The sequence below is a fragment of the Stenotrophomonas sp. YJH_SMC_8 genome (assembly GCF_059371315.1).
Window position 1 is genome coordinate 1 of record NZ_JCAFUL010000030.1, and the last position, 16,671, is coordinate 16,671.

The following is a 16,671-nucleotide window of genomic DNA, read 5'->3' on the forward strand; positions in this document are numbered from 1 at the left end:
GAAATGGTGATGCCGGGTGACAACGTCAAGATGGTCGTCACCCTGATCAACCCGGTGGCAATGGACGAAGGCCTGCGCTTCGCCATCCGCGAAGGCGGCCGTACCGTCGGCGCCGGCGTGGTCTCGAAGATCATCGAGTAAGCCTGCAGTACCGGTGGTTGCATAGCGCCGCCGGTTACGCGAATGGCGGGCCGGGAACCTCGGTCCGCCTTCGCCGTCTAAGGGAAGGCAAGTTTCAAAACGTACGCCAGTAGCTCAATTGGCAGAGCAGCGGTCTCCAAAACCGCAGGTTGGGGGTTCGAGTCCCTCCTGGCGTGCCATCTGCCCACCTTATCCAGCGGCCTGGGCCGCTAAAGCAGACACAGCCTGATGAATAGCAAGATCGAACACTCCAAGGACAACTCCGCCAACGGTGGGGATATCGTCAAGTATGTCGCCGCATCGCTGCTGGTGCTGGCCGGTCTGTTCGTCTGGTTCTGGTTCTCCGCCGACTCCGGTCGCGCAACCCAGCTGGGTGCGTGGGCGGGTCAGCTGCGTGCGTTGGCGGTCGTAGTCGGTCTGGTTGGCGGTATCGGCGTGTTCATGCTGACCGGCAAGGGGCGCGACACCCGCGAATTCCTCTCCGAGTCGCGCTTCGAACTGCGCAAGGTGGTCTGGCCGACGCGCCAGGAAGCCATCCGCATGACCTGGGTCGTGATGGTGGTGGTGACCATTCTCAGTCTGTTGCTGGGTGGGTTCGATTACGTCATTCAGTGGCTGGTTCAGTTGTTCCTGAGCCGCTAAGGAGAATTGCATGAAGCGTTGGTACGTCGTTCACGCCTATTCGGGCTTCGAGAAGTCGGTGGCGCAGGCTCTGCGCGATCGCATCGTCCGTGACGGCATGGAAGAGCGCTTCGGCGATGTCCTGGTCCCGACCGAAGAAGTGGTCGAGATGCGCGCTGGCCAGAAGCGCCGGTCCGAGCGCAAGTTCTTCCCGGGTTACGTGCTGGTCCAGATCGAGACCCACGAAGAAGCCGGTATTCCGCGCATCGACAACGAAAGCTGGCACCTGGTCAAGGAAACCCCGCGCGTGATGGGCTTCATCGGCGGTACTGCCGATCGCCCGCTGCCGATCGCCGATTCCGAGGCCGAGGCCATCCTGAACCGCGTTCAGGAAGGTGTCGAGAAGCCGCGTCCGAAGGTGCTGTTCGAGCCGGGCCAGATGGTTCGTGTCACCGATGGCCCGTTCAACGATTTCAACGGCGTCGTCGAAGAAGTCAACTACGAGAAGAGCCGTCTGCGCGTCTCGGTGCTGATCTTCGGTCGTGCCACCCCGGTCGAACTCGAGTTCGGCCAGGTCGAAAAGGCCGTCTGATCCAGCTGTAGAGTCGAGCCATGCTCGACTCCGGGGTCTGGATGGTGTGGCAGTCGAGCATGGCTCGACTCTACAAAGGGAACCGGGCCTTGCCCGGTTTCTTCCGTTTACGTGCCGCTTCAGGCATGTGAAGAAAAAACCTGATATAGTGCGCGGCTCCCCGCTGGGAAGCCAGCAGGACGAGGCCGCCGCAAGGTGGCCTTCAGCATGATTTCAAAACGCGATGCCGGGACGCGTGATTCCCGGTCCGATGGGGAGCCTGTTGTCGAAAGGCGCTAGCACCCGGAGAGCATACTCATGGCAAAGAAAGTTGTCGGTTACATCAAGCTGCAGGTGAAGGCCGGTCAGGCCAACCCCTCGCCGCCGGTCGGTCCTGCGCTGGGTCAGCGCGGTCTGAACATCATGGAATTCTGCAAGGCGTTCAACGCCGCCACGCAGAAGCTCGAGCCGGGCCTGCCGGTTCCGGTGATCATCACGGCCTACTCGGACCGTACGTTCACCTTCATCACCAAGAGCACCCCGGCCACCACCCTGCTGAAGAAGGCCGCTGGCATCTCGTCGGGCTCCAAGCGCCCGAACACCGAGAAGGTCGGCAAGGTCACCCGTAAGCAGCTGGAAGAGATCGCCAAGGCGAAGGAACCGGATCTGACTGCCGCCGATCTGGACGCCGCCGTGCGTACCATCGCTGGCTCTGCCCGTTCCATGGGCCTCGTGGTGGAGGGTTAATAAGATGGCACAGACCAAGCGTGAGAAGGCCATCAAGGCCGCCGTCGTTCCGGGCAAGGCATACGCCTTCGAGGACGCGATCAACATCCTGAAGAGCGCCACCAAGGCCAAGTTCGTCGAGTCGATCGACGTCGCTGTGCGCCTGGGCGTCGATGCGAAGAAGTCCGACCAGCAGGTCCGTGGCTCTACCGTGCTGCCGGCCGGTACCGGCAAGTCGGTCCGCGTCGCCGTGTTCGCTCCGGCCGGTGCCAAGGCTGATGAAGCCCTAGCCGCTGGCGCCGAAGCCGTCGGTATGGATGACCTGGCCGAGAAGATGCAGGCCGGCGATCTGAACTACGACGTCGTCATCGCGACCCCGGACGCCATGCGCGTCGTCGGTAAGCTGGGCACCGTGCTGGGCCCGCGCGGCCTGATGCCGAACCCGAAGGTCGGCACCGTTTCCCCGAACCCGGGTGAAGCCGTGAAGAACGCCAAGTCGGGTCAGGTCCGTTACCGCACCGACAAGGCCGGCATCATCCACTGCACCATCGGCAAGGCCGACTTCGCCGAAGACGCGCTGAAGTCGAACCTGACCGCGCTGCTGCTGGACCTGATCAAGGCCAAGCCGGCCACCTCGAAGGGCACCTACCTGCAGAAGGTTTCGGTCAGCTCGACGATGGGCCCGGGCGTCACCGTCGACCAGTCGTCGCTGACCCTGAAGTAATTGTTTGAAGCGGTCACGGTGCCTCGGGTGCCGTGACCGTGACATTTGAAGGCATCGCTGGCAGTGCATCGCCCGCGGTAGCCGTCAAAGACCGCAGGCGCGGTCGTGGCACTACCGGCGACGGGCACGGAAGCTCGATCTGGCAAGGAGTCGCCGCCGGAGCAGTCACGAACGCTTAATCGATTCCCCGGAATCAACCTGCGTAGATGGTGCCCTTCTGGAGTTTTTCTGGTTCACGCATGTCTGGGATTTCCCTGATTGCCTCCAGGTCTGGAACGGCCCACCCCCCGGAACATCATCCCGATGTTCCCGGCGTCCAGGACGGATGCCGCACAGGACCGCACACGGCAGGAGCCGTAAGCGGAGTTCAATAGGAGGAGTGCAATGGCTCTCAATCTGTCCCAGAAGCAAGAAGTAGTCGCCGAGCTGGCAGACGTCGCCGCCAAGGCCCACTCCTTGATCGCAGCCGAATACGCTGGCACCACGGTCGCCCAGATGACCGCGATGCGCAAGCAGGCTCGTGAAACCGGTGTTTTCTTGAAGGTTGTCAAGAACACCCTGGCTTCGCGCGCCGTTGAAGGCACCGAGTTCGCAGTCGCCCAGGACCAGATGGTTGGTCCGCTGCTGTACGCGTTCTCGCTCGAGGAGCCCGGCGCTGCCGGTCGCCTGATCAAGGAAGCCGCCAAGGGCAACGACAAGCTGAAGGCTAAGGTCGTCGCCATCGGTGGCGAAGTGTTCCCGGCAAGCCACGTCGAAGTGCTGGCCTCGCTGCCGACCCGCGATCAGGCCCTGGCCATGCTGGCCCGCGTCCTGACCGAGCCGGTCACGATGTTTGCCCGCGCCATCAAGGCCGTTGGCGAGAAGCAGGGTGGTGGCGATGTCGCCGCCGACGCTGCCGAGCCGGCCGCCGAGACCGCCTGAGTTTCGACTTACCGTGGTTCCTGACGGAACCTCAACCCAGAAAATCATCCAAAGGTATTAATCATGTCCCTTACCAACGAACAGATCGTCGACGCCATCGCCGAGAAGTCCCTGATGGAAGTGATGGAGCTGGTCAAGGCCATCGAAGAGAAGTTCGGCGTCTCCGCCGCTGCTCCGGTTGCCGTGGCTGCTGCCGCTGGCCCGGCCGCTGCTGTTGAAGAGCAGACCGAGTTCACCGTCACCCTGAAGTCGGCCGGCGACAAGAAGGTCGAAGTCATCAAGGCCGTCCGCGCCATCACCGGCCTGGGCCTGAAGGAAGCGAAGGACCTGGCCGAAGCCGGTGGCGTCCTGAAGGAAGGCGCTTCGAAGGAAGACGCCGAGAAGATGAAGAAGGACCTGGAAGCTGCTGGCGCGACTGTCGAAGTCAAGTAAGCAGTTACCTTGCATCGTCACCGATTCACGGCGATGCAGCCAAGGCTGGGGGCGTAAGCCCCCGGCCTTTGGTCGTTGTTGCGGTGTTGTGGATCCACGCCATGCGTGGATGTAATCGGTAGATCCACGCCATGCGTGGATGCAAGAAGCAGCAAAAAGCCCAACACGGGCTGCAGTCAAACCCCGGCCGGCCAGCGCAGCGCGCGGCAGCAGGGGCGTGGTAGCAGACGAGTTGGCAGTTGGAAGTAGCGGGAGAAGGCGTGCTGGTGCCGGCAATACCAGCGACTTCCAACTGACAATTTCAAGTTTCCTTCTGGGTCGTGGACGCACGGCCCGCACAACAAGGTGGAAGACCTCATGACGTCCTATTCGTTCACCGAAAAAAAGCGTATCCGCAAGGATTTCGGCAAGCAGCGCTCGATTCTCGAAGTGCCGTTCCTGCTCGCCATCCAGGTGGATTCCTACCGTGAATTCCTGCAGGAAAACGTCGATCCGGCCAAGCGCACGGACCACGGCCTGCACGCTGCGCTGAAGTCGGTCTTCCCGATCGCCAGCTACAGCGGCAATGCTGCCCTGGAATACGTCGGCTACAAGCTGGGCGAACCGGTCTTCGACGAGCGCGAGTGCCGCCAGCGTGGCATGAGCTACGGCGCCCCGCTGCGCGTGACCGTGCGCCTGGTGATCTACGACCGTGAGTCGTCGACCAAGGCCATCAAGTACGTGAAGGAGCAGGAGGTCTATCTGGGCGAAATCCCGCTGATGACCGAGAACGGCACCTTCATCGTCAACGGCACCGAGCGCGTCATCGTCTCGCAGCTGCACCGCTCGCCGGGCGTGTTCTTCGACCACGACCGTGGCAAGACCCACAGCTCGGGCAAGCTGCTGTACAGCGCCCGCATCATTCCTTACCGCGGTTCCTGGCTGGACTTCGAGTTCGACCCGAAGGACGCGCTGTTCACCCGTATCGACCGCCGCCGCAAGCTGCCGGTGTCGATCCTGCTGCGCGCGCTCGGCTACAGCAACGAAGAGATGCTGGCCGAGTTCTTTGAGATCAACACCTTCCACATCAACCCGGATGAAGGCGTCCAGCTGGAGCTGGTGCCGGAGCGCCTGCGTGGCGAAACCCTGGGCTTCGACCTCGCCGACGGCGACAAGGTCATCGTGGAAGCCGGCAAGCGCATCACCGCGCGCCACATCAAGCAGCTGGAAGCCTCGGGCATCGCCGCCCTGGCCGTGCCGGACGACTACATCGTCGGCCGCATCCTGTCGCACGACGTGGTCGATGCCTCGACCGGCGAACTGCTGGCACAGGCCAACGATGAGATCAGCGACGAGCAGCTGCAGAACTTCCGCAAGGCCGGTGTTGATGCGGTTGGCACCCTGTGGGTGAACGACCTGGATCGTGGCCCGTACCTGTCCAACACCCTGCGCATCGACCCGACCAAGACCCAGCTGGAAGCCCTGGTCGAGATCTACCGCATGATGCGTCCGGGCGAGCCGCCGACCAAGGATGCCGCGCAGAACCTGTTCCACAACCTGTTCTTCACCTTCGAGCGCTACGACCTGTCCGCGGTCGGCCGCATGAAGTTCAACCGTCGCGTGGGCCGCAAGGAAACCACCGGCGAAGCCGTGCTGTACGACAGCAAGTACTTCGGTGAGCGCAACGACGAAGAGTCCAAGCGCCTGGTTGCCGCCCACGGCGACAGCTCCGACATCCTGGACGTGATCAAGGTCCTGACCGAGATCCGCAACGGTCGCGGCGTGGTCGACGACATCGACCACCTGGGCAACCGTCGCGTGCGTTCGGTCGGCGAAATGGCCGAGAACGTGTTCCGCGTCGGCCTGGTCCGCGTCGAGCGCGCGGTCAAGGAGCGCCTGTCGATGGCCGAGTCCGAAGGCCTGACCCCGCAGGAGCTGATCAACGCCAAGCCGGTCGCCGCTGCCATCAAGGAGTTCTTCGGCTCCTCGCAGCTGTCGCAGTTCATGGACCAGAACAACCCGCTGTCGGAAGTGACCCACAAGCGTCGCGTCTCGGCCCTGGGCCCGGGCGGTCTGACCCGTGAGCGCGCCGGCTTCGAAGTGCGCGACGTGCACCCGACCCATTACGGCCGCGTCTGCACCATCGAAACCCCGGAAGGCCCGAACATCGGCCTGATCAACTCGCTGGCCGTGTACGCCCGCACCAACCAGTACGGTTTCCTCGAGACCCCGTACCGCAAGGTCGTGGACGGCAAGGTCTATGACGAAGTCGAGTTCCTGTCGGCCATCGAAGAAAACGAGTACGTCATTGCGCAGGCCAACGCCCTGACCAATGCCGACAGCGTGCTGACCGAGCAGTTCGTGCCGTGCCGCTTCCAGGGCGAATCGCTGCTGAAGCCGCCGGCGGAAGTCCACTTCATGGACGTCTCGCCGATGCAGACCGTGTCGATCGCGGCCGCGCTGGTTCCGTTCCTGGAGCACGATGACGCGAACCGCGCACTGATGGGCGCCAACATGCAGCGCCAGGCCGTGCCGACCCTGCGTGCGCAGAAGCCGCTGGTTGGTACCGGCATCGAGCGCGCGGTGGCGCGTGACTCCGGCGTGACCGTGAACGCCCGCCGTGGTGGCGAGATCGTGCAGATCGACGCCGCCCGCATCGTGGTCAAGGTCAACGAGGAAGAGATCGTTGGCGCCACCGACGCAGGCGTGGACATCTACAACCTGGTCAAGTACACCCGTTCGAACCAGAACACCTGCATCAACCAGCGTCCGCTGGTCCAGGTGGGTGACGTCATCGCCCGCGGCGACGTGCTGGCCGACGGTCCGTCCACCGACATCGGCGAACTGGCCCTGGGCCAGAACATGCTGATCGCGTTCATGCCGTGGAACGGCTACAACTTCGAAGACTCCATCCTGCTCTCCGAGCGCGTGGTGGAAGAGGATCGTTACACCACGATCCACATCGAAGAGCTGACCTGCGTCGCGCGTGACACCAAGCTGGGGCCGGAGGAAATCTCCGCCGACATCCCGAACGTCTCCGAGCAGGCGCTGAACCGCCTGGACGAGAGCGGCGTGGTGTACATCGGTGCCGAAGTCCGCGCCGGCGACATCATGGTCGGCAAGGTCACCCCGAAGGGCGAAAGCCAGCTGACCCCGGAAGAGAAGCTGCTGCGCGCGATCTTCGGCGAGAAGGCTTCGGACGTGAAGGACAGCTCGCTGCGCGTTCCGCCGGGCATGGACGGCACCGTCATCGACGTGCAGGTCTTCACCCGCGACGGCATCGAGAAGGACAAGCGCGCCCGCCAGATCGAAGAATCTGAAATCAAGCGCGTCAAGAAGGACTTCGACGACCAGTTCCGCATCCTGGAAGCCGCCATCTACATGCGTCTGCGTTCGCAGATCGTGGGCAAGGTGGTCAACGGTGGCGCTGGCCTGAAGAAGGGTGACGTGATCACCGACGCCTTCCTGGACGGCCTGAAGAAGGCTGACTGGTTCGCCCTGCGCATGAAGGACGAAGACGCTTCGGAAGCCATCGAGCGCGCGCAGAAGCAGATCCAGGCGCACGAGAAGGAATTCGAGCGTCGCTTCGCCGACAAGCGCGGCAAGATCACCGCCGGCGACGACCTCGCTCCGGGCGTGCTGAAGATGGTCAAGGTGTTCCTGGCCGTGAAGCGCCGCATCCAGCCGGGCGACAAGATGGCAGGCCGCCACGGCAACAAGGGTGTGGTCTCCAACGTGGTGCCGGTCGAGGACATGCCGTACATGGCCTCGGGCGAGACCGTGGACATCGTGCTGAACCCGCTGGGCGTGCCGTCGCGTATGAACATCGGTCAGATTCTGGAAGTGCACCTGGGCTGGGCGGCCAAGGGTCTGGGTCGCAAGATCCAGGCGATGATGGAAGCCCAGGCCGCCGTTGCCGACCTGCGCAAGTTCCTGGACGACATCTACAACCACGACGACACCAACGTGGCCAACCGTGTCGACCTGTCGCAGTTCAGCGACGAGGAACTGCTGCGCCTGGCCCGTAACCTGACCGACGGCGTGCCGATGGCCACCCCGGTGTTCGACGGCGCCACCGAAGCGGAAATCAAGCGCATGCTGGAACTGGCCGACCTGCCGAGCAGTGGCCAGACCCAGCTGTACGACGGCCGCACCGGTGAAGCGTTCGATCGCCACACCACCGTTGGTTACATGCACTACCTGAAGCTGAACCACCTGGTCGACGACAAGATGCACGCCCGTTCGACCGGTCCGTACTCGCTCGTTACCCAGCAGCCGCTGGGCGGCAAGGCGCAGTTCGGCGGCCAGCGCTTCGGTGAAATGGAAGTCTGGGCGCTGGAAGCCTACGGCGCGGCCTACACCCTGCAGGAAATGCTGACGGTGAAGTCCGATGACGTGCAGGGCCGCAACCAGATGTACAAGAACATCGTCGACGGTGAGCACGAGATGGTCGCGGGCATGCCGGAATCCTTCAACGTGCTCGTGAAGGAAATCCGCTCGCTGGCCATCAACATGGAACTGGAAGACAACTGATCCATGCCGGCGCGGCGGCCTCCGCCGCCGCGCCGCTGGCAGTCAACTGAAAGCCCATCGACACAGCATTCCTCCTTCTGGAGAACACCATGAAAGACCTGCTCAACCTCTTCAACCAGCAGCGCCAGACGCTGGACTTCGACGCGATCAAGATCGCGCTGGCCTCGCCGGACCTGATCCGCTCGTGGTCCTTCGGCGAAGTGAAGAAGCCGGAAACCATCAACTACCGTACCTTCAAGCCGGAACGCGACGGCCTGTTCTGCGCCGCCATCTTCGGCCCGGTGAAGGACTACGAGTGCCTGTGCGGCAAGTACAAGCGCATGAAGCACCGCGGCGTGGTCTGCGAAAAGTGCGGCACCGAAGTGACCCTGGCCAAGGTGCGTCGCGAGCGCATGGGCCACATCGACCTGGCCTCGCCGGTCGCGCACATCTGGTTCCTGAAGTCGCTGCCGTCGCGCATCGGCCTGATGCTGGACATGACCCTGCGCGACATCGAGCGCGTGCTGTACTTCGAAGCCTACGTGGTGACCGAGCCGGGCCTGACCGCCCTGGAACGCCGCCAGCTGCTGACCGAAGAACAGTACCTGCAGGCCCGCCAGGAGCACGGTGACGACTTCGACGCCGCCATGGGCGCCGAGGCCGTGTACGAACTGCTGCGCACGATCGACCTGCAGTCGGAAATGACCCGCCTGCGCGAAGAGATCGCTGCTACCGGTTCGGAAACCAAGCTCAAGCGCCTCACCAAGCGCATCAAGCTGATCGAAGCCTTCCTGGAATCGGGCAACCGTCCGGAATGGATGGTCATGACCGTGCTGCCGGTGCTGCCGCCGGACCTGCGTCCGCTGGTCCCGCTGGATGGCGGCCGCTTCGCGACCTCCGACCTGAACGACCTTTACCGCCGCGTCATCAACCGCAACAACCGCCTGCGCCGCCTGCTCGAACTGAGCGCGCCGGACATCATCGTGCGCAATGAAAAGCGCATGTTGCAGGAATCGGTCGATGCGCTGCTGGACAACGGCCGTCGTGGCCGTGCCATCACCGGCACGAACAAGCGCCCGCTGAAGTCGCTGGCCGACATGATCAAGGGCAAGCAGGGTCGCTTCCGCCAGAACCTGCTGGGCAAGCGCGTCGACTACTCGGGCCGTTCGGTCATCGTGGTCGGTCCGTACCTGCGCCTGCACCAGTGCGGCCTGCCGAAGAAGATGGCGCTCGAGCTGTTCAAGCCGTTCGTCTTCGCCAAGCTGCAGCGCCGTGGCCTGGCCACCACCATCAAGGCCGCCAAGAAACTGGTCGAGCGCGAAGAAGCCGAAGTCTGGGACATCCTGGAAGAGGTCATCCGCGAGCATCCGGTGATGCTGAACCGTGCGCCGACCCTGCACCGTCTGGGCATCCAGGCGTTCGAGCCGGTGCTGATCGAAGGCAAGGCCATCCAGCTGCACCCGCTGGTCTGCACCGCGTTCAACGCCGACTTCGACGGTGACCAGATGGCCGTCCACGTGCCGCTCTCGCTGGAAGCCCAGCTGGAAGCGCGTGCGCTGATGATGTCGACCAACAACATCCTGTCGCCGGCCAACGGCGAGCCGATCATCGTGCCGTCGCAGGACGTCGTGCTGGGTCTGTACTACATGACCCGCTCGCTGGAAAACAAGAAGGGCGAGGGCATGGCCTTCGCCAACATCGCCGAAGTGAAGCGTGCCTACGACAACCGCGTGGTGGAACTGCACGCGCGCGTCAAGGTCCGCATCACCGAGGTGGTGACCGACGAAGACGGCATCAAGCAGAACAAGACCTCGATCGTGGACACCACGATCGGTCGCGCCCTGCTGGCTGAAATCCTGCCGGAAGGCCTGCCGTTCGCGCTGGCCAACACCGAGCTGACCAAGAAGAACATCAGCCGCCTGATCAACTCCAGCTACCGCCAGCTGGGCCTGAAGGACACGGTCGTGTTCGCCGACAAGCTGATGTACACCGGCTTCGCCTACGCGACCCGCGCCGGCGTCTCGATCGGCATCGACGACATGCTGATCCCGGACGAGAAGAAGGGCATCCTCACCGAGGCCGAAGCCGAAGTGCTGGAAATCCAGGAGCAGTACCAGTCGGGCCTGGTCACCGCCGGCGAGCGCTACAACAAGGTGGTCGACATCTGGTCGCGCACCAACGAGCGCATCGCCAAGGCGATGATGGACACCATCGGTACCGAGAAGGTGGTCAATGCCAAGGGTGAGACCATCGACCAGAAGTCGATGAACTCGCTGTACATCATGGCCGACTCCGGTGCGCGTGGTTCGCAGGCGCAGATCCGTCAGCTGGCCGGTATGCGTGGCCTGATGGCGCGTCCGGACGGCTCGATCATCGAGACGCCCATCAAGGCGAACTTCCGCGAAGGCCTGAACGTGCAGGAGTACTTCAACTCCACCCACGGTGCCCGTAAGGGTCTGGCCGATACCGCGCTGAAGACCGCGAACTCGGGTTACCTGACCCGTCGTCTGGTCGACGTCGCGCAGGACGTGGTCATCACCGAGGTGGATTGCGGTACCACCGAAGGCCTGATCATGACCCCGATCGTGGAAGGCGGCGACGTGGTCGAGCCGCTGAAGGATCGCGTGCTGGGTCGCGTGGTGGCCGAGGACGTGTTCCTGCCGGGCAACGACGAGGATCCGATCGTCACCCGCAACACCCTGCTCGACGAAGCCTGGGTCGCCAAGCTGGAAGATGCCGGCGTGCAGACCATCAAGGTCCGCTCGACCATCTCCTGCGAATCGGCCTTCGGTGTCTGCTCGCGCTGCTACGGCCGCGATCTGGCCCGTGGCCACCTGGTCAACATCGGTGAAGCGGTTGGCGTCATCGCCGCCCAGTCCATCGGTGAGCCGGGTACCCAGCTGACCATGCGTACGTTCCACATCGGTGGTGCGGCGTCGCGAGCTGCTGCGGTCGACAACATCACCGTCAAGACCACCGGCTCGGTCAAGTTCAGCAACCTCAAGTCGGTCGAGCACGCCAATGGCTCGCTGGTGGCAGTGTCGCGCTCGGGCGAAATCTCGGTGCTCGATGCCCACGGCCGTGAGCGTGAGCGTTACAAGCTGCCGTACGGTGCGACCATCACGTCCAAGGACGGTGATGCGATCAAGGCTGGCCAGACCGTGGCCAACTGGGATCCGCATAACCACCCGATCGTGTCGGAAGTGGCCGGCTTCATCCGCTTCATCGACTTCGTCGACGGCATCACCGTCATCGAGAAGACCGACGAGCTGACCGGCCTGGCGTCGCGCGAAATCACCGATCCGAAGCGTCGTGGTACCCAGGCCAAGGACCTGCGTCCGATCGTGCGCATCGTCGACGCCAAGGGCAACGACCTGTCGATCCCGGGCACCGACCTGCCGGCGCAGTACCTGCTGCCGCCGCGCTCGATCGTCAACCTGCAGGACGGCGCCGCCGTCGGCGTGGGTGACGTGGTCGCCAAGATTCCGCAGGAAGCGTCGAAGACCCGCGACATCACCGGTGGTCTGCCGCGCGTGGCCGATCTGTTCGAAGCGCGCAAGCCGAAGGATCCGGCGGTGCTGGCCGAGCGTTCGGGCATCATCAGCTTCGGCAAGGACACCAAGGGCAAGCAGCGCCTGATCATCAAGGACACCGATGGTTCGGAGCACGAAGAGCTGATCCCGAAGTACCGCCAGGTCATCGTGTTCGAAGGCGAGCATGTCACCAAGGGTGAAACCATCGTGGACGGCGAGCCGAGCCCGCAGGACATCCTGCGCCTGCTGGGTGTCGAACCGCTGGCTGCCTACCTGGTGAAGGAAATCCAGGACGTGTACCGCCTGCAGGGCGTGAAGATCAACGACAAGCACATCGAGGTGATCACCCGCCAGATGCTGCGCAAGGTCGAGATCACCGACCAGGGCAGCAGCAAGTTCCTGAACGGTGAACAGGTGGAGCGTCAGCGCGTTATCGAGGAGAATGCGCGCCTGTCGACCCGCAACGAGCTGCCGGCGCACTTCGATCCGGTCCTGCTGGGTATCACCAAGGCCTCGCTGGCGACCGAATCGTTCATCTCGGCCGCGTCGTTCCAGGAAACCACCCGCGTGCTGACCGAAGCGGCCGTCCGCGGCACCTCGGACAACCTGCGTGGCCTGAAGGAAAACGTCATCGTGGGTCGCCTGATTCCGGCCGGTACCGGCCTGGCGTACCACAGCAACCGCCGTCGCGGCGCTTCCGGTCTCACCGAGTCGGAAATGCAGACCCTGGCCGGCACCCCGGCTGCGGTCGAGGCACCGGTGGTTGAAGCCGAAGCTGAACAGGCCTCGGGCGAAGAATGAGGTATCCGGTCCGGCCGCAAGGCCGGACCACCCATCGGTTCATCGATGGGATTGGGAAAGGGCAGGGGAGGTCGTCCGCGATCACCCCTGCCAACCTGAACGGGGTACATGGAGGCCCCCCAGTAACGTTCCGGGATCAGGAACGGGCTTGACAGGAGGCGTTTGACTGCTTTCCTGGCAGGTTGCTACAATCGTCTGTCTCAGCAGGCCAGAATTTTGGCCTGCTTTAACATTTCCGCATCTCTGGTCGGATTTTCCGGCCACCAATCAGAAGAACCTACTGATGGCGACGATCAACCAGCTGGTCCGCAAGCCGCGGCAAGCGACCACCTACAAGAGTGCCTCGCCGGCGCTCGACAAGTGCCCGCAGCGCCGTGGCGTCTGCACCCGTGTCTACACCACCACTCCGAAGAAGCCGAACTCGGCTCTGCGCAAGGTTGCCAAGGTCCGCCTGACCAACCAGGAAGAAGTGATTTCCTACATCGGTGGTGAAGGCCACAACCTGCAGGAGCACTCCGTGGTCCTGATCCGCGGCGGTCGCGTCAAGGACCTGCCGGGTGTGCGTTACCACACCGTTCGTGGCTCGCTCGACGCCGCCGGCGTTGCCAAGCGTCGCCAGGCCCGTTCCAAGTACGGCGCCAAGCGTCCGAAGGCATAAGGAGAGAGCACTATGTCGCGTAAGGGTAATACTCCGCAGCGTTCCGTCCTGCCCGATCCGAAGCACGGAAGCGAAACCATCGCCCGCTTCATCAACATGGTCATGCAGAGCGGCAAGAAGTCCGTCGCCGAAAAGATCGTGTACGGCGCCATGGACGTGATCACCGAGAAGAACAGCAGCGCCAACGCCATTGAACTGGTGCAGAAGGCTCTGGACAACGTCGCTCCGGCGGTCGAAGTCAAGTCGCGCCGCGTCGGTGGTGCCACCTACCAGGTGCCGGTCGAAGTGCGTTCGTCGCGCAAGATGGCCCTGGCCATGCGCTGGCTGATCGACTCCGCGCGCAAGCGTGGTGAGAACACCATGCCGAAGAAGCTGGCTGCTGAACTGATCGACGCCTCGGAAAACCGTGGCGGCGCCATCAAGAAGCGCGAAGAAACCCACCGCATGGCCGAAGCCAACAAGGCATTCGCCCACTACCGCTGGTGAGTTTGACGGCCTTGTAAAACAGGCAGGGCAGCACCACTTCGGTGCGTGCTGCCTCGCGGTCCCAGAAGGACTGCGCCAATCCGAAGGCCGCCGAAAGGCGGCGTTCGGCCATCCGAAATCCAAGAAATCTGAGAGGCTCCCGTGGCCCGTTCCACTCCCATCGAGCGTTACCGTAACTTCGGCATCATGGCTCACATCGATGCCGGCAAGACCACCACGTCCGAGCGCATCCTGTTCTACACCGGCAAGAGCCACAAGATCGGTGAAGTGCATGACGGCGCCGCCACCATGGACTGGATGGAGCAGGAGCAGGAGCGTGGCATCACGATCCAGTCCGCTGCCACCACCGCGTTCTGGAAGGGCATGGACAAGTCCCTGCCGGAGCACCGCTTCAACATCATCGACACCCCCGGGCACGTCGACTTCACCATCGAAGTGGAGCGCTCGCTGCGCGTGCTCGACGGTGCCGTCTTCGTCCTGTGCGCCGTCGGTGGCGTGCAGCCGCAGTCGGAAACCGTGTGGCGCCAGGCCAACAAGTACCACGTGCCGCGCATCGCGTTCGTCAACAAGATGGACCGCACCGGTGCCAACTTCCAGAAGGTCGTCGGCCAGCTGAAGGCCAAGCTGGGCGCGGTTGCCGTGCCGATGCAGCTGCCGATCGGCGCTGAAGACAACTTCAAGGGCGTCGTCGACCTGCTGAAGATGAAGGCCATCCATTGGGATGAGGCTTCGCAGGGCATGAAGTTCGAGTACGGTGAAATCCCGGCCGAGCTGCAGGGGCCGGCTGAAGAGGCTCGCCAGTTCATGGTCGAGACCGCTGCCGAAGCCAACGAAGAGCTGATGGAAAAGTACCTGGGCGGCGAAGAGCTGGCCGAGGCTGAAATCATCAACGCGCTGCGTACCCGCACCCTGGCCACCGAGATCGTGCCGATGTACTGCGGCTCGGCCTTCAAGAACAAGGGCGTGCAGGCCATGCTGGACGGCGTGATCCAGCTGCTGCCGTCGCCGGTCGACGTGCCGGACGTGAAGGGCGTGGACGTTGACGACGACACCGTCGAAATGACCCGCAAGTCGGACGACAAGGCTCCGTTCTCGTCGCTGGCCTTCAAGATCATCACCGACCCGTTCGTCGGCGCGCTGACCTTCTTCCGTGTCTACTCGGGCACCCTGAACGGTGGCGACACCGTGCTGAACTCGGTGAAGGGCAAGAAGGAGCGCATCGGCCGCATCCTGCAGATGCACTCGAACAACCGCGAGGAAATCAAGGAAGTTCTGGCTGGTGACATCGCCGCTGCCGTGGGCCTGAAGGACACCACCACCGGTGACACCCTGTGCGCCGTGGACGCCCCGATCATCCTGGAGCGCATGACGTTCCCGGAGCCGGTGATCTCGATGGCTGTCGAGCCGAAGACCAAGTCGGACCAGGAAAAGATGGGTCTGGCGCTGGGCCGTCTGGCGCAGGAAGATCCGTCGTTCCGCGTCAAGACCGACGAAGAATCCGGCCAGACCATCATCTCGGGCATGGGCGAGCTGCACCTGGACATCATCGTCGACCGCCTGAAGCGCGAGTTCAACGTTGAAGCCAACGTCGGCGCGCCGCAGGTGGCCTACCGCGAAACCATCACCCTGGCCGACGTCAAGTCGGACTACAAGCACGCCAAGCAGTCCGGTGGTAAGGGTCAGTACGGTCACGTCGTGATCGAACTGTCGCCGATCACCGCTGCCGACCGTGCCGATCCGAAGCTGGCTCCGGCCATCAAGGACGACTTCCTGTTCATCAACGACATCACCGGCGGCGTGATCCCGAAGGAATTCATTCCGTCGGTTGAAAAGGGCCTGCGCGAAACCATCACCAGCGGTCCGCTGGCTGGCTTCCCGGTCGTGGACGTCAAGGTGAAGCTGGTGTTCGGTTCGTACCACGACGTCGACTCCTCGGAAATGGCGTTCAAGCTGGCTTCGTCCATGGCCTTCAAGCAGGGCTTCGCCAAGGCCAAGCCGGTGCTGCTGGAGCCGATCATGAAGGTCGAGATCGTGACCCCGGAGGATTACCAGGGTGACGTGATGGGCGACGTCAGCCGTCGTCGCGGCGTGCTGCAGGGTTCCGACACCACCGGTGACGGTTCGGCCAGCATCATCAACGCGATGATCCCGCTGGGTGAAATGTTCGGCTACGCCACTGCGCTGCGTTCGCAGACCCAGGGCCGCGCCACCTTCACCATGGAATTCGATCACTACGAGCCGGCGCCGACCAACATCGCCGAAGCCGTCATGAAGAAGGGCTGAGCCTCGCTCAGCCTCTCTTGAAACCACTTACGAACAATCAAGGTATAGAACAATGGCAAAGGGTAAGTTCGAGCGCACCAAGCCGCACGTCAACGTCGGCACCATCGGTCACGTCGACCACGGCAAGACCACGCTGACCGCTGCACTGACCAAGATCGGTGCCGAGCGCTTCGGTGGCGAGTTCAAGGACTACTCCTCGATCGACGCCGCTCCGGAAGAAAAGGCTCGTGGCATCACGATCTCGACCGCGCACGTCGAATACGAATCCCCGGTCCGTCACTAC

The 16,671-nt window shown here is 63.3% G+C and carries 13 protein-coding genes and 1 tRNA gene; all 14 read left to right on the forward strand.

From position 1 onward, the window contains the following. The coding region (locus tag AC5P88_RS20380) for an EF-Tu C-terminal domain-related protein (RefSeq protein ID WP_487247787.1) at positions 1-141 on the forward strand (141 nt) is incomplete at its 5' end. Positions 142-244: 103 nt separating this feature from the next. Next, positions 245-320: transfer RNA gene (locus AC5P88_RS20385), tRNA-Trp, on the forward strand. 49 nt (positions 321-369) lie between these two features. Continuing rightward, positions 370-783 (forward strand): preprotein translocase subunit SecE, encoded by a 414-nt coding sequence (secE, locus tag AC5P88_RS20390; RefSeq protein WP_005408202.1) that lies wholly within the window; start codon positions 370-372, stop codon positions 781-783. Between the two features lie 10 nt (positions 784-793). Further along, positions 794-1,354, forward strand: a complete 561-nt coding sequence (gene nusG, locus AC5P88_RS20395; RefSeq protein ID WP_004154362.1) for a transcription termination/antitermination protein NusG — start codon at positions 794-796, stop codon at positions 1,352-1,354. A 297-nt stretch (positions 1,355-1,651) separates the two neighbouring features. Beyond that, positions 1,652-2,080: a 50S ribosomal protein L11 gene (gene rplK / locus AC5P88_RS20400; protein WP_004145248.1), complete on the forward strand. Its 429-nt coding sequence runs from the start codon at positions 1,652-1,654 to the stop codon at positions 2,078-2,080. Between the two features lie 4 nt (positions 2,081-2,084). Further along, positions 2,085-2,783, forward strand: a complete 699-nt coding sequence (gene rplA, locus AC5P88_RS20405; RefSeq protein ID WP_004154350.1) for a 50S ribosomal protein L1 — start codon at positions 2,085-2,087, stop codon at positions 2,781-2,783. A gap of 384 nt (positions 2,784-3,167) precedes the next feature. Beyond that, the gene (gene rplJ / locus AC5P88_RS20410; protein WP_010480377.1) at positions 3,168-3,704 is read left to right on the forward strand and encodes a 50S ribosomal protein L10; all 537 of its coding nucleotides are present in this window, start codon (positions 3,168-3,170) and stop codon (positions 3,702-3,704) included. A 63-nt stretch (positions 3,705-3,767) separates the two neighbouring features. After that, the gene (gene rplL, locus AC5P88_RS20415; protein ID WP_005408204.1) at positions 3,768-4,136 is read left to right on the forward strand and encodes a 50S ribosomal protein L7/L12; all 369 of its coding nucleotides are present in this window, start codon (positions 3,768-3,770) and stop codon (positions 4,134-4,136) included. Positions 4,137-4,493: 357 nt separating this feature from the next. After that, a complete protein-coding gene (gene rpoB, locus AC5P88_RS20420; RefSeq protein ID WP_049432754.1) occupies positions 4,494-8,648 on the forward strand; it encodes a DNA-directed RNA polymerase subunit beta in 4,155 nt (1,384 codons plus the stop codon). Positions 8,649-8,737: 89 nt separating this feature from the next. After that, positions 8,738-12,961 (forward strand): DNA-directed RNA polymerase subunit beta', encoded by a 4,224-nt coding sequence (gene rpoC / locus AC5P88_RS20425; RefSeq protein ID WP_106551138.1) that lies wholly within the window; start codon positions 8,738-8,740, stop codon positions 12,959-12,961. A gap of 283 nt (positions 12,962-13,244) precedes the next feature. Further along, a complete protein-coding gene (rpsL, locus tag AC5P88_RS20430; protein ID WP_004145320.1) occupies positions 13,245-13,619 on the forward strand; it encodes a 30S ribosomal protein S12 in 375 nt (124 codons plus the stop codon). A 12-nt stretch (positions 13,620-13,631) separates the two neighbouring features. Next, positions 13,632-14,105 carry a 30S ribosomal protein S7 gene (gene rpsG, locus AC5P88_RS20435; RefSeq protein WP_004145321.1) on the forward strand — a complete coding sequence of 158 codons (474 nt, stop codon included), beginning with the start codon at positions 13,632-13,634 and terminating at the stop codon, positions 14,103-14,105. Between the two features lie 141 nt (positions 14,106-14,246). Continuing rightward, positions 14,247-16,388, forward strand: coding sequence for an elongation factor G (gene fusA / locus AC5P88_RS20440; RefSeq protein ID WP_106551139.1), 2,142 nt, complete (start codon positions 14,247-14,249; stop codon positions 16,386-16,388). Between the two features lie 52 nt (positions 16,389-16,440). Continuing rightward, on the forward strand, positions 16,441-16,671 hold a 231-nt coding region (locus AC5P88_RS20445; RefSeq protein WP_495225777.1), incomplete at its 3' end, for a GTP-binding protein.